Here is a 13,913-nt window from a genome sequence, read left to right as displayed (position 1 = left end):
CTGGCCCAAACTCCTCCACAAACTCACCAACCTCACCTACAAACACACCACCGCCACCCAACACGCCCTCACCAACCTCCACCACCACCTCACCACCACCACCACCACCACCTAAAACAACGAAGCAGAGAACACAGAACGCAAAAGAGCCGGGCACCACCGCCCCCAGTCGTACGGGCGGTGCTCCCGGCTCCTTGCGTTTCGCACGGTTGTCAGGTTCTCGCCACGGGAAGGAGGCAGCCCAAAGACCCCTGACCAGGAGGACGACACCCGTGCACCGACCAGCCGCCGGAACCACCGCCACCCTTCTCACCGCCGCCCTCGCCACAGCGCTCCTGCTCGGCTCCACTCCCGCCTGGAGCGCGCCGGCCGACCGCGCGCCATCCCCCGATCCGTCCCCCGCTCCGTCCACCCGCCCGGTGGAGGTCTTCGCCGAGGACGGCAGTATCGCCCGCGCCCAGGCGCCGACCGCCTCCCCCTTCCTCGCCACGGCCCCGCAGGGGATCGCCCCGGTGCGGGGCGACGGGGACGTGACGCCGCTGGTCCGCAACGGCGATCCGGCGACCAAGCTGGACGTGGTGGTGATCGGCGACGGCTACGACGCGCAGGAGCAGGAGAAGTTCCGCGCGGACGCCGCCGAGAAGTGGCGCGAGGTGACCGCCGTCGAGCCGTACGCCACCTACCGCGGGCTGTTCAACGTCTGGGCGGTGTCCGCCGTTTCGCCGGAGTCGGGGGTGACCGGGGATCCGGACCAGGCGACGGTCCGGCACACCGCGCTGGGCTCGTACTTCTGGTGCGACGGCGTGGAGCGGCTGCTCTGCGTGGACGAGAAGGCGGTCGAGCGGTACGCGGCGAAGGCCCCGCAGGCGGACCTGGTACTGGTGGTGGCCAACAGTGCCAAGTACGGCGGCGCCGGCTACAACGACGTCAAGTCCCCGCTCGGCTACGAGGGCATCGCCACGGTGGCGGGCGGGAACGCCAGGTCGGGGCAGATCGCGGTGCACGAGACCGGGCACTCGCTGGGCAAGCTCGCCGACGAGTACGCGTACGACGGTCAGGGGACGTACCAGGGGGCCGAGCCGGCCGAGGCCAACATCAGCACCCTGACGGCCGACCGGATGCGGCAGCAGGGCAGCAAGTGGTCCCGCTGGCTGGGCCAGGCCTCCCCGGACGGCGGCACGGTCGGCGCGTACGAGGGCGGCGGCTACTACCCGGCCGGTCTGTACCGGCCGACGGACAACTCGATCATGCGCTCGCTCGGGCGGGAGTTCAACCTGCCGGGCCGCGAGGCGATGATCGCCGGGTTCTACCGTCACGCGACCCCGCTCACCAGCCCCACCGCCACCGGCAGTTGGCTCACCGCCGCCGACCGGCTGACCGTCGACCTCCCGGTGGCCGGGACCCGGCTGCGCTGGTTCCTGGACGGGCGGGAGCTCGCCGGGCTGCGCGGGCGCACCGCGCTCGGCCTCGACGAGCTCAAGCTGACCGGGCCGCGCTCGCGGCCGCACCTGCTCACCGCCGTCGCCACCGACCCCACCCCGGCCGTGGCGGACCCGGCGCTGCGTGCGAACCTCACCGCGACCCTGTCCTGGTTGGTGACGCGCTAGGGTCCCTGCCGCCCCGAGCCGTCCGCTCCACCGGCGATGCCACTGCCGTCGACATCCACACTGACGTCGACATCGACGTCGACGTCAGTGGCATCGCTCAAGTCATCGATCCGCAGCGGCCGTTGCCCGTGGAACACGACCGCGAGACCGTAGGGGTCGCAGATGGGAAGACGCCCCTCGGCGAAGCGCAGGTGCCACTCGTCGGCGTAGAAGTTGAGCTGCGGGGAGTCCAGCGGAACATCGGTGGCGGGCAGGCCCCGGTAGGACTCCGCCTCCGGCTCCGTGAGGCCGAAGAAGGCCGGGTCGGCCTCCACGGCCTCGCCCACGAAGCGGAGCCCCGTCTCCAGGTAGTGGTCGATCCTGCCCATCACCTCGCCGACCAGGGTGAGGTCGGCCCGGTCGATGTCATCGCTGCCTTCGAGCAGAATGTTGACCTCGACGGCGGCCTCGTACAGCGCGCTCCTCGGTGCCTCCGCCACGCTCCAGACGCTCAGCCCGTCGGGGCCCCGGTCGAGGTGCAGCCACCCGATGCCGCTGCGGAAGACGTTCGAGGACACGGTGGCTCCATTTCGCGAGGCTCGGGGCGCGGTCGCCCCGTAACGGACAACGGGCCTCAGGGCCGGACGGGCGCCGGGTCCTGGACGCGTCCCTGCAGTTGCCTCGACAGCTCCGCGACGCAGGCCGCGAGCTGTCCGGTCGTCAACTGCGCCGGGTCGCCGCCGCATCCGCCGGCGGGCACGCCCGGCGGGGTGCCGGTGGGCGGCGCGGTCGGCGGCGCGGTGGGCGAGGGCGCGCCGGTCGACGGCGCGGTGGGCGAGGCCGAGGGCGACGGGACCGGCTGGCCGCCGCCCGGCGGGGTGATGGCCCCGTTCAGCGACACCAGGTTGGGCGTCACCGTGGCGTCGCCCGACAGGTCGATGTAGTCCTGGGTCTGCCCGTTGAAGTCCACGAAGCCGCGCCACATGTCCCGGCCGAACGGGACGATCTCCTGCAGCGCGCCGCCCGGCCCGGCGCTGATGGTGATCGACGTCTGCTGCGCCATGTACGAGACCATCCGGCTGGCCAGCACGTCCAGGTTCACCGAGGGGCCGCCGTCGCCGCGCACGTACACGTGCAGGTCGTTGAGGCCGTGGCCGACCCGGTCGGCCTGGAGGACGGCGAACGCGACGACCAGTTGGGAGGAGCTCTCCCGGGGCACCAGCGGCGTCACGTAGTACAGGTGGCCGTCCGTCTTGGAGCGCAGCAGGAACTCGCCCGGGTTGCCGGCGTTGGTCGACGCCGAGGTGTGCGCGTAGCCGAAGCCGCGGTCGTCCTTCGCCCCGCGCCCGCCGAGCCACTGGATCTCGTGGATCTGGGACCGGACCACCGAGGCCGGGTACACCCCGCCGGGCAGGTCGCCCGGTGCCGCGTCCGCCCGGTACGTCAGGTCCGGGCGGCCGTCCGGCGCGCCCCGCAGGACCAGCACCCCGGCCGGTTCCAGGACCGTGCGCTGCTGCCAGCCGGTCTGCCGCGTCACCGAGATCACCACCACCGGCTGGGCGGTGCGGGGGTCGGCGCCGTCGCAGTACCCCCAGATGTCCTGGTCGCTGTAGACCAGGCCGGGGAAGCGTTCGGCGAGCAGGTTGCGCAGGCTGACGGCGCCCGTCCCGCCGAAGGCCCGGTCGAACGCGTGGTCGCCGCGGAACGCGCAGGTGGCGACCGAGTTGGAGCGGCCGTCCCAGACGGCGACGCCCTCCATCGGCTGTTCGCCGGAGCCGTCGAGGACGGCCGTCCACACCCCGCCGCGCTGTGAGGCGTCGGGCAGGTAGTGCAGGCTGTGCCCCATCAGGTGGACGCCGGAGGACTGGCCCGCGCTGTCGGTGAGCGCCTTGGTGGCCGCCGCGTAGGAGGCGGTGCGGGCCTCGAACTGGAAGTCCGGCATCGACATGGTCTTCACGCAGGCCGGCACGTCGGCGGTGCCGACCAGGTCGCAGCGGTCGCCGTCGCCCGGGTGGGTGTGCTCGGTCACCGGCAGCACCGAACGCGGCGTGCCCGCCCCGCCGGCCGGGATGTCGAGCACGGTCGCCGCCGCGTAGTAGCGGCCGGCGTCCTTGTCGTTGTCCCACAGGCCGGTGCCCACTCGCGCCAGCGAGCCGGCCACCGCCAGCAGGACGACCGTCAGTGCCACGGTCCGCTGCAGCGAGCTGATGTCCGGCCCGGCCTCCTCGGCGACGTACACGACCGCGCCCACCGTGCCGCACAGCCCCACCGCGAGCCAGACCCAGAACAGGGGTGTCGCGTCCAGCGGCCCGCCGTGCGGGAAGAACTGCTGCTGGAGCAGCAGCACGTAGCTCTGGTCCTGCTGGCCGAAGCCGCCGAACGCGAGGTGCTTGACCAGCCACACCAGCAGCGCGACCAGCGGCATCCACAGCCACCAGACGGCGAGCCACAGCAGCCCGCTCTTCAGCGCCAAGGTCCGCCGGACATGACGATCCGCCAACACGCCCCCCTCGTCCGCGCCGTATGGTCGGCGCCGCTCGCCCGCGCCCCGCCGAAGCGCCCCGATCCGGTGATCGGTCCTCGATGCTACGCGCGGGGCTACCGGCGCCGCACCCGTCATTTCCGGCGGCGCTGCTCCGGGACGGTCGGCGGGCGGCGGCGCAGCGGCGCGAGTTCGCGTTCCAGGGTGCGGACGTCCAGGGCGATCCGGGCCGCGATCTCGCGCGGGCCGGTGCCGACGGGCAGTCGGCGCGACCAGGACCGGGACTTGGCCGGCCCGTCCTGGACCATGTCGAAGTTGAGCCTGACCATGTCGGCGACGTCGACCAGGCTGACCAGGATCCGGGTGTCGGCGAGGTCGATGCTCACCTCGTTCCCGATGCAGGAGCACGCCACCAGGCCTTCGAGGTGCTCTTCGGCCAGGTACCTGGCCAGGGGCACCGCCCTCCCCCGGACCAGAAACGGACGATCCACCGGACTCATCGGACCCGCCTCCTCCCCCAGCACGCGCACAACGCCTCGGCTGCGGCGCAAGCGCGCCGCAAGGGACCGGGCCCGCCCATGCTCCACCACATCCGAGCCCCACGCCAACACGGTGTCTCAGCAAGTGAATTGGGCGAGGTCACCGACCCGGCGCACCGGCGCACGCTCCGGCGCATCCGATCGTGGTGGAGGCGGGTGCCGACGCCCTCGGACGAGGGCCTCCCCGCTCCCGGGACAGGACCTCCGGCGGCGGCGTCATGCCGGGTGGACGAGCCTGCTGTCGTAGGCGAAGATCACGGCCTGTGTCCGGTCGCGGAGTTCGAGCTTCTGCAGGATCCGCCCCAGATGGGACTTCACGGTCGCCTCCGCGAGGTACAGGGCGGCCGCGATCTCGGTGTTGGACAGGCCGAGGCCCACCTGGACGAGCACCTCGCGTTCACGGGCGCTCAGCCGGCCCAGCCGCTCGTCGCGGTCGGCGCCGGCGCCGTCGGGGATGTTCGGGCGGAGCCGCTCCAGCAGGCGGCGGGTGATCCGCGGGGAGACCACCGCGTCGCCCGCGGCGACGCAGCGGATCGCGGTGAGCAGTTCCTCGGGCCTGGTGTTCTTCAGCAGGAAGCCCGAGGCCCCGGCGGTGAGTCCGGCGAAGGCGTACTCGTCCAGGTCGAAGGTGGTGAGGATCAGCACCCTGCTCCGCGGGGAGGTCCGGACGACCTGCCGGGTCGCCTCGATCCCGTCGAGCCCGGGCATCCGGACGTCCATCAGGACGACGTCGGGGCGCAGTTCCCGGGCGAGGCGGACGGCCTGGGCGCCGTCCGCGGCCTCGCCGACCGGTGCCATGTCGGGCTGGGCCTCCAGGACCGTGCCGAAGGCCATCCGGAGCAGCGCTTCGTCGTCGGCGATCAGGATGCGGATCGTCATGCGGACACCGCTCCGCCGCTGCCGAGGAGGAGGCGGGTGCGGACTCGCCAGCCCCCGCCGGGGAGGGGCCCGGCCCGCAGGGTCCCCCCGTAGGCGGCCGAGCGCTCGCGCATGCCGGGGATGCCGTGCCCGGCCGGTGCGGCGGTGAGGGACGCGGCGGTGAAGGACGCGCCGGCGGGTGCGGCTCCGGGAGGTGTGGCGCCGGGAGGCGTGACACCACGGGGTGTGGCGCCGGGAGGTGCCGGGCAGGGCCCGCTGTCGGTGACGTCCACGGTGACGCTCTCGGTCGTGCACCCGATCCGGACCTTCGCCCGGGTGCCGGCGGGTGTGTGCTTGAGGGTGTTGGTCAAGGCTTCCTGCACCAGGCGGTAGACGGTCAGTTGGGCGGTGGCGGGGATGTGGGCGTGTCCGCCCCGGAGCTCGACGCGGGTCGGCAGCCCGGCGGCGCACATCTGCTCGGCGAGGGCCTCCAGCTGGGCGATGCCGGGTGGCGGGTGGCGCTCCGCGTCCGGTTCGTCGGTCCGCAGGATGCCCAGGGAGCGCCGCATGTCGGTCAGGGCCTGCCGGCCCGTCTCGGAGACCTGGAGCATCGCGGTGGTGGCCTTGTCGGGCGCCCGGTGCTGCGCGTAGACGGCGGCGTCGGTGAGCGCGACCATGACGGACAGGTTGTGGGTGACGATGTCGTGCATCTCCCGGGCGATCCGCGTCCGCTCCTCGGCGACGGCCAGCCGCGCCTGCTGTTCCTGTTCCCGCTCCAGTCGGGCGGCCCGTCCCTCCACGGCCGCGAGGTAGGCGCGGGTGGTCCGCACGTTCACCCCGAGGACGGCGGCGGCGACAACCATCGCGGTGACCGCGACGAAAGGGGTCAGGAACGCGCCTTCCGTCGCCCAGCGCAGGCAGGCCAGCAGGACCCCGGCCTCCACGACGGCGCCGGCGACGAGGGTGCCGCGCCGGCCCGAGTTCGCGGCCGCCGTGTAGAGGGCCACCAGCAGGGCGGCGTCGGCGGGCAGTTGGACGCCCGTCAGCCACTGGACGAAGGCCGCGGCCGCCACCGCGCCGAACACCGTGAGCGGGGCCCGGCGCCGCCACAGCAGGGGCAGTGCCAGGGCGGCGGTGAGGGCCAGGGCCTGCGGCAGCTCCCGCGGCGTGCGGGTGGTGACGATGTGGAGCAGGAGAAGCGCCGGCAGCAGCGAGTCCCACAGGACGGGCGGCAGCCGGGAGCCCCAGCGCCCGGCGGCGGCCACCGGTCGCACCGCCCGTGCGGAGGCCCGGTCGGCGTACCCCGTCAGCCGTGCGGCCGTCCTCGCCCACCACGCCCGCACCGGCATCCACACCCAGGCACGGTCTCGGTCTCGGTCTCGGACACGGTCCGGTACCCGGTGGGCGTGGCCGGGCCCTGCGGCCGCCTCGGTCATCACACGTCCCTGTCGGTTCGGCGTCACGGCGGCCCCGGCCGGGACCGCCACCGCGGGCAGCCGGATCCGGGCCGGGTACGGGGACCGTACGCCCCGCGCCGCCCGGCACCTGCCGCAGCCCTGTCACGGTAGGCCGCCGCCCCCGCGTCGCACATGATCCCGCCGTCTGATCGCACCGCGCCGGGATACGACCCCAGGAGGAGTCCCACGACCTCCCGTGGTCGTAGGGCAACCGCTGCTCCGGCGTGCTCGACTGCGACTCCGGTGGCACCCGGGCCCCCACGGACGGCGACCCTGGTCGCAGACCCCGGCGACCCGGGGCCGATGCCGCGGCGCCCGCCCGGCGCCGAGCATGGGCCGGGTGACCGAGATCATCACGGGGCTGTCCATGTCCCCCCTCGAAATCCTTGCCGTCCTGGGCGCCGTCGCACTGGTGGTGGCGCGCTGGCTTCCCCCCGCCGCCCGCCCACGCGTCACGATCGCGGCCGGGGCGGTACTCCTGCCGTCCGCGATCGTGCTGGGCGTGACGGGCATCCGCTGGCAGCTGCTGCCGGCCCTGGCGGGCGCCGCCCTGGCGTTGCCGTTCGCCCTCTCCCCCCTGCTGCGGCGCCGTTCCGGCCGGCCGGCCCGGCGGGCCCGCTGGTGGCTGGCGCTGCCGGGGTCGGTGGCCTGCGCCGGCCTGCTCGCCGCGGGCCCGGTGGCCGCCTGGGCCTTTCCCGTGCCCGTGTTCCCCGAGCCGTCAGGCGGCTTCGCCGTCGGCACCCGTGTGGTGCAGTGGACCGACCCGCTCCGCCCCGAGACCTTCACCGCCGATCCGGACGACCGGCGCAGCGTCGTCGTCCAGCTCTGGTACCCCGCGCGGCAGAGCCCCGAGGGCACCCGGCGGGCCCAGTACCTGGGACGCACGGAGGCCGAGGCGCGCACCGTGTCCGAGGCCCTCGCCCGCGGGGTCGGCCTGCCGGGCTTCCTGGTCGACGGTGTCCCCCGGGCCCGCACCCACGCGGTCTTCAACGCCCCGCCGGCCGATGGCGGCGAGCGGTTCCCGCTCGTCCTGTTCTCCCCCGGGTCGGGCGGGGTGCGCACCCAGAACACCGCCTGGGCGGAGGAACTCGCCAGCCACGGCTACGTGGTCGCCGCCCTCGACCACCCGTACGACTCCGCCGCCGTCGTCCTCGACGACGGCCGGACGGTCACCACCGAGACCTCCTCCAGCGGCGACGCCGCCCAGGACGAGAAGCTGGCAGCCGACTGGACGGCGGTCCGGGCCGCCGACCTCGGCTTCGTCCTCACCCGGCTGGACGGTCTGGACCGGGGCGGGAACGCCGACCCGCTGGGCGGACGCCTGGACACCGCCCGCGTCGCGGTGACCGGCCACTCCATGGGCGGTGCCGCCGCCCTCCAGGCGGCCCGGCAGGACCACCGGTTCGGCGCCGTCATCGACCTGGACGGCTTCCCGCACGGCCCCGCCACCCCCGCCCTCGTCCAGCCGACGCTGGCGCTCACCCAGGACCTCACCCGGGGAACCGACCCGCGCTACCTGCCCCGCCTCACCGAGGCGCTCGCGTCCGGCACCGCGACGAACTACCGGCTCACCATCCCCGGCGCCGCGCACCTCACCTTCATGGACGGCCCCCTCTACCTGCCGCCCGTGCCCTCGATCGTCGGCTCCCTCGGCCGCACCGAGAGCCCGCGCGTCGTCGCCGGGGCCACCCTCGCCTTCCTGGACGCCGTGCTGCGGGACAGGCCCGCCGACCCGGCGGGCGCGCTCTCGGCCTACGGCAGCCTGACCGTCCACCGCCCGGGCGACAGCCACTGACCTGCTGTCCCGGGACATGCGGGTGCCCGTCCGCGTCACGGCGGACGGGCACCCGGTGCGGTCGTGGTGCGGGCCTCAGCGGCCGGCGCGGCCGAACCGGCCGTGCAGCACCAGGGAGCGGGTCAGCGCGGCCAGGCCGCCCGCGCACAGCGCGGTGCGCAGCATGTTGACCGGGACCCAGGTATCGGCGAACTGGGCGCGGACGGCGGCGAAGTCGTGGATCTGGGACGGGTCACCGGCCGCGGCCAGCTGGTTGTTGAGCGGGATGTTGACACCCATGGTGACCACCAGCGCCACGACGTACAGCGCCGTCGCCGCCGCCGTCCACAGGGCGGCCTGCCGCCGGCCCGCCTTGTGCTGCAGCCAGGCCGCCAGGCCCGTCGCCGCGAAGGCGCCGACGAAGACCAGGCCGAACATGCCGTTCTCGATGGACTTGTTGATGTGCTGCATCGCCGTCACGTACGTCCGGTCGTCCGCGGCCGCGAGGCCCGGCATGACCGCCACGTCGAAGGCGAAGAACAGCCCCGCCATCAGCCCCATCGCGATGGTGGCACCGACCAGCAGCGGCCCGGTCGCCTTGTGCTGCCCGACGGCCTGCACCGAACTCCCCATTCCCACGCCTCCGATGGCCGACGGCGCGGAGTACGACAGCGGAACCGCGGTCTGATCCGAACGCATCTCAGGACCCCTTCACTCTCCCGGCCCCGCGGACTGCGGTGCCGACGAACTTGGTGCACACGACACCGCCCACCGTGCGGTGCACCGCGCAACGGAACCGCGACATCCGGAACCCGGGCCCGCAAGAGGGCGCGTGCCGCGTCTTGCGGTGCGCGGGCGGGACGCCGCCGGCACCGGGTTCCGGGCCGGACCAGCCAGGCCAGCCAGGCCAGACCGGCCAGACCGGCCAGGCAGCCGGGTATCGGGCCGGCCGGCTCAGAGCACCGGTGCCAGGGTGCGCCGGTACCGCCGCTCCAGGACCGTGCGCCCGATCAGCCGCACCGGGGCCGGGATCGTCGCCGACACCGCCCGGACGGACGCCGGGTCCGCGCCGTCGAACATCCAGGGCTGGAGGTAGGTCATCACCTGGGTCGGCGCGCTCTGGATGATCCGGCGCTCCACCCGCAGGTACTCGTCCACCGGCAGTCCGGCCAGTGCCGGGAAGACCACCGGCTCCTCGTGCCCGAGGTGTTCGCGCACCAAGTCCTCGAACCCCTTGGCGGCCTCGGGCAGTTCGGCGCGCAGGCCGGAGCCGAGCACGCCCGCGACCCGCCGCATCGACCGGTCCAGCGCCTCGTGGTCCTCCTCCAGGACCCCGCCGCCGTCGAAGCCGGCGACCCGGTCCCGCAGGTACGGCCAGAGGATCTCGTCCTCGCTGTGGTGGTGCCAGTCGATCACCGCGCGCAGCCGCCCGAACCACTCCGCCAGCTCCGCCGCGGAGCCGGCGGAGCCCGACGCGCCCGACGGGCCCGACGAGCCCCGTGCGGCGGCGGCGCTCAGCCGCGCCGCGTCCCGGCGCATCGCCACGTGCATCAGGCCGAAGCCCTTGATGTGGCCGGGCAGTGCGCCGATGCCCGACTCGCTCGACCAGACCGTTGTGCCGTCCGACATGACCAGACCTCCAGAGTCCGTTCAGATTCCGTTGCGACGCCCGCCCGGGGGCGCCCGGTCGGCGCCGCCCCGGACGAGCCGGCTCACACGTTCCACACGCCCGTGGCGGCGGCGTCCCGGGCGTAGTCCGCGAAGTCCCGAGGCTCCCGCCCCAACGCCCGCCGCACACCATCACCCAACGACGCGTTACGACCATCCAGGATCACCGAGAACAACTCCGCGAAGTCACCCGGCAACCCCGCCTCCTCCAACACCCCCCGGTACACCTCCGCCGACACCGCCTCGAACCGCACCCCACGACCCACCGCCCGCGACAACTCCACCGCCACATCCGCGAACGACAGCAACCGCGGCCCCGTCAACTCGTACACCTCACCCCCATGCCCCGCCTCCGTCAGCGAAGCCACCACCACATCCGCGATGTCATCCGCATCCACGAACGGCTCCACCGCACCCCCCACCGGCAACGCCAACTCCCCCGCCAGCACCGGCTCCAGGAAGAACGACTCACTGAAGTTCTGGTTGAACCACGCGCACCGCACCACCGTCCACGCGGCCCCCGACTCCATCACCGCCTTCTCCCCCGCCTCCGCCGCCTCCTCACCACGCCCCGACAACAGCACCAGACGCCCCACACCCCGCTCGGCAGCCAACCGCGAGAACGCCCCCACCGCCTCCACCGCACCCGGGAACGCCAGATCCGGGTAGTACGTCAGATACGCCGCACTCACCCCCTCCAACGACGCCTCCCACGTCCCCGGGTCGTTCCAGTCGAACGGCACCGCACCCGACCGCGACCCCACCCGCACCCCGTACCCACGAGCCACCAGCCGCTCCGCCACCCGCCGACCCGTCTTCCCCGTCCCACCGACCACCAGCACGACACCGGCATCGACAGCGAGATCCACCACACCAGCCATCACGACCACCTCTTTCGAAGACACGGAGGAATCACAGGAGTCCGACTGGCCGGCGGCGCCGGTGGCGTCCGATCGGTTCGTCGTCGTGGCACCATTCAAATCCCCCCGGGTCGGGTCGGCCCATAGCCGCCGCACTCACGTCCATGTGCGAGCGTCTACACCGCTCACCAGCGGTGCTCCGCCCGCCCACGGCCGCCTTCGGTCCGCGGCCGGGGCCTTCCCGCCACCCACCACAACACAGGCCACCCCGGCCCGAAAGCCTTTTCCAGCACCTCTCGACCCCTCCTCGACCGCCGTCGGAAACGGCCGCGAATACCGGGCGGAGGGGCCCGGCGGTGATTCCGCGCGCCGGTCGTGAATTCGGGATTCCTCTGCGGGCGCACGGAATCCGGGATCGCCGCCGCCCGGTCCGCGCGGCGGCGGTTCGTCGGCGATCCACTGGCGGGAGGCCCGGCGGCAGCGGCTCGCCGGCACCGGGCGGGAAGGCGACGGAGGGGAAGGCGACGGAGGGGACGGGAAAGCAGCGGAGGGGACGGGAAAGCAGCGGGGGCGGCCCGCGCGGAAAGCGCCCACGGCCCGGCCGGACAACGACGAAGCCGGGGCCGACGCTTTCACGTCGACCCCGGCTTCCGGTGGTAGCGGGGACAGGATTTGAACCTGCGACCTCTGGGTTATGAGCCCAGCGAGCTACCGAGCTGCTCCACCCCGCGTCGGTAGTTCCACTGTAGGCGACAGACCCGGCCGATGGGAAATCGCCCCTGGTCGGAGCACCGGCGACGGCCGAGCGCGCGCGGGGACCCCGTGACCCCGGGGCCGGCTCCCGCCCCCACCAACCTCGACCCGGGGGCGCGCTCTGGCACCACGCGCGCCCCTCGTGCCCCGCGCGCCCCAGGAGGGCGATTTCCTTATGTGTAAGCCATATTGACCATCCATCAGATTCGCTACCATTGCCCACTCCGGGACGGGCGGAAACGGATGAGGTGCGCGTGATCGTACGACGGGGGTCGGCCTTCGTGGTCGTCGAGGTCGAGTGGGGGACGGCGGACGAACCCGACCTCAAGGGCTGGACGGAGGGCCCGCTGCCGGTGGCGCTGGGCGACGGCGCGGCCGACCGGGCCCGGCGGATGACGTACTTCGAACCACGGGTCGCCGAGTCCCTGTACGGCTCGCCGCAGCGGCCCGCCCGGTGGCACCGCGCGCTGGACCCCGACGGCCCCGGCCCGGCCGTCGAGGCCGTCGAACTCCTCCGGCTGCCCGCCGTCCTCGGCCCCGCCGCCGGACACCAGGGCCTCGCCGTCCTGCACGTCCGGCTCTCCCCCGAGCCGCTCACCGACCTCCCGTACCTCGCCGACCCCTCCCGCGGCGGCGCCCTCCTGGCCGCCGCCCTGCCGCCCGGCGCCCGCCTGCCGCAGCCCGGCCGCCGCCCCTGGACGCTCTGCCACGTCACCTTCGCCGCCGGCAGCCCGCCCGAGGCGATGCCGGCCGCGTACGCCGCCTGGGGCGCCCGGGACCAGTGGCTCTGGCTGCTCGCCTCCGCCACCCCGCTGGAGCGCTTCCCGCCCGACCCGCAGGACGACGGACTGTTCGCCGGCCGGGTGCGGTTCTCCGCCGACTGGCAGGCCCTGGTGCTGCGCGACGGCGCCGCGTTCGTCGGCACCTCGCCCGACCCGGGCGGCGACGCGGTGTTCCACGCCGGTGCGGCCGCACTGGTCCGGACGATCTACCTCGACACCTTCCTGCTCGGACGCCTCCAGGTGCTCGGGCTCAACCGGCTCGCCAACGCGGTCGCCGGGCTGCACGCCCACGAGGCCGACGGGCACCGGCTGCTGAGCCTGGAGCGGCGCGCGATCGAGCTGCGCCGGGCACTCTGGTCCTCGCACATCACCACCCGCGCCAAGGCCAACGAGCTGCTGGAACGCTTCCAGGAGCAGCACCGGCTGCCGGACCTGCTGACCGCCACCGGCACCGCGCTGGCGGACGCCGCCCGGTACGTGGAGACGGCACGCTCCCGGCGCGGCGCGCTCGCCCTGGGCCTGATCTCCGCCGTGGGGCTGCCGTTCGGACTGGCCTACTCCGCCGGCGCGCTCTGGGGCGCCCCGTCCCCGCTGAACCTGCTGGTCTGCACGCTGGCCGCGCTGGCCGCGACGGCCCTGGCGTTCACCCTGCTGCCGCCGCTGCGCGGGCTGGCCGCCGGTGAGGCGCGGCGCCGGGAGCGGGCCATCGACGATCCCCGGATCTGGGAGGACTGATCTGCCGTGCTCGTCGCGCTCTACCGTTCCGGTCCGCTGCGCCAGCGCCTGGCCAAGGGGTACGCGGTGGTGAGCCCGTCCGGTGGCGCGCCGGGCCCGGCGCGGCTGGTCGAGGCGCTGCTCGCCCGCCCGCCCCGGCTGCCCGCGCTGCCCACCGGGCAGCCGCCCGTCCTGCGGTCCTCCTCCCGCACGCCCGGCGCGCTCTGGTTCGACACCGGCCGCGTGTGGCTGCACGACCCGCCCGCGCGGGCCGCGGTGGCCGCCGTGCTCGCCGAGGCGGTGGCCGCGGTCGCCGGCGCGGTGCGCGCGGGCGGCGGCCTGCTGGTGCCGAGCGGCTGGCACCGGGGCGCGGCGGCCCGCGGCCCCGCCCGCGGACCGCCGGTGGGGCGGGGCGACCCGCACTAGGCGGGGGTGGGCGA

The 13,913-nt window shown here is 74.4% G+C and carries 12 protein-coding genes and 1 tRNA gene; 4 read left to right on the top strand and 9 right to left on the bottom strand.

Annotation, left to right across the window (positions count from 1 at the left end; all coding sequences use genetic code 11):
- The first annotated feature begins 272 nt into the window (after positions 1 to 272).
- On the top strand, positions 273 to 1,607 hold the full coding sequence (locus ACFQ6N_RS38965; RefSeq protein WP_380658880.1) for a M64 family metallopeptidase: 1,335 nt from the start codon (positions 273 to 275) through the stop codon (positions 1,605 to 1,607).
- Here ACFQ6N_RS38965 and ACFQ6N_RS38960 read toward each other — a convergent pair.
- From ACFQ6N_RS38960 to ACFQ6N_RS38940, 5 genes are all read right to left on the bottom strand, one after another.
- Positions 1,604 to 2,164 (bottom strand): hypothetical protein, encoded by a 561-nt coding sequence (locus ACFQ6N_RS38960; RefSeq protein ID WP_380658879.1) that lies wholly within the window; start codon positions 2,162 to 2,164, stop codon positions 1,604 to 1,606. The genes ACFQ6N_RS38965 and ACFQ6N_RS38960 overlap by 4 nt on opposite strands.
- 56 nt (positions 2,165 to 2,220) lie before the next feature.
- Positions 2,221 to 4,086, bottom strand: a complete 1,866-nt coding sequence (locus ACFQ6N_RS38955) for a hypothetical protein (RefSeq protein ID WP_380658878.1) — start codon at positions 4,084 to 4,086, stop codon at positions 2,221 to 2,223.
- 116 nt (positions 4,087 to 4,202) lie between these two features.
- Entirely contained in the window at positions 4,203 to 4,526 is a 324-nt protein-coding gene (locus ACFQ6N_RS38950; protein ID WP_380658877.1) for a hypothetical protein, read from the bottom strand.
- A gap of 297 nt (positions 4,527 to 4,823) precedes the next feature.
- Positions 4,824 to 5,486 (bottom strand): response regulator, encoded by a 663-nt coding sequence (locus ACFQ6N_RS38945; RefSeq protein ID WP_380658876.1) that lies wholly within the window; start codon positions 5,484 to 5,486, stop codon positions 4,824 to 4,826.
- Positions 5,483 to 6,814, bottom strand: a complete 1,332-nt coding sequence (locus ACFQ6N_RS38940; protein WP_380658882.1) for a sensor histidine kinase — start codon at positions 6,812 to 6,814, stop codon at positions 5,483 to 5,485. Before ACFQ6N_RS38940 ends, ACFQ6N_RS38945 begins: the two co-directional genes overlap by 4 nt.
- A gap of 448 nt (positions 6,815 to 7,262) precedes the next feature.
- Between ACFQ6N_RS38940 and ACFQ6N_RS38935 the strand changes: the two genes are divergently transcribed.
- On the top strand, positions 7,263 to 8,717 hold the full coding sequence (locus ACFQ6N_RS38935; protein ID WP_380658875.1) for an alpha/beta hydrolase family protein: 1,455 nt from the start codon (positions 7,263 to 7,265) through the stop codon (positions 8,715 to 8,717).
- A 75-nt stretch (positions 8,718 to 8,792) separates the two neighbouring features.
- Here ACFQ6N_RS38935 and ACFQ6N_RS38930 read toward each other — a convergent pair whose 3' ends face one another.
- The 4 genes from ACFQ6N_RS38930 to ACFQ6N_RS38915 form a co-directional block, all read right to left on the bottom strand.
- Entirely contained in the window at positions 8,793 to 9,329 is a 537-nt protein-coding gene (locus ACFQ6N_RS38930; protein ID WP_380658874.1) for a DUF1772 domain-containing protein, read from the bottom strand.
- A gap of 321 nt (positions 9,330 to 9,650) precedes the next feature.
- Positions 9,651 to 10,325, bottom strand: a complete 675-nt coding sequence (locus tag ACFQ6N_RS38925) for a hemerythrin domain-containing protein (RefSeq protein WP_380658872.1) — start codon at positions 10,323 to 10,325, stop codon at positions 9,651 to 9,653.
- 83 nt (positions 10,326 to 10,408) lie between these two features.
- Entirely contained in the window at positions 10,409 to 11,245 is an 837-nt protein-coding gene (locus tag ACFQ6N_RS38920) for an NmrA family transcriptional regulator (protein WP_380658881.1), read from the bottom strand.
- 633 nt (positions 11,246 to 11,878) lie between these two features.
- A tRNA-Met gene (locus ACFQ6N_RS38915) sits at positions 11,879 to 11,955 on the bottom strand.
- Positions 11,956 to 12,231: 276 nt separating this feature from the next.
- On the opposite strand from ACFQ6N_RS38915, the gene ACFQ6N_RS38910 reads away from it, so the two are divergent.
- Together ACFQ6N_RS38910 and ACFQ6N_RS38905 are read left to right on the top strand one after the other, a co-directional pair.
- The gene (locus tag ACFQ6N_RS38910) at positions 12,232 to 13,494 is read left to right on the top strand and encodes a hypothetical protein (RefSeq protein ID WP_380658871.1); all 1,263 of its coding nucleotides are present in this window, start codon (positions 12,232 to 12,234) and stop codon (positions 13,492 to 13,494) included.
- 6 nt (positions 13,495 to 13,500) lie between these two features.
- Positions 13,501 to 13,899, top strand: coding sequence for a hypothetical protein (locus ACFQ6N_RS38905; protein ID WP_380658870.1), 399 nt, complete (start codon positions 13,501 to 13,503; stop codon positions 13,897 to 13,899).
- Positions 13,900 to 13,913: the final 14 nt, after the last annotated feature.

This window comes from Kitasatospora sp. NPDC056446, from assembly GCF_042796115.1.
GTDB lineage: Bacteria > Actinomycetota > Actinomycetes > Streptomycetales > Streptomycetaceae > Kitasatospora.
This window is presented reverse-complemented; position numbering and strand designations above follow the sequence as displayed.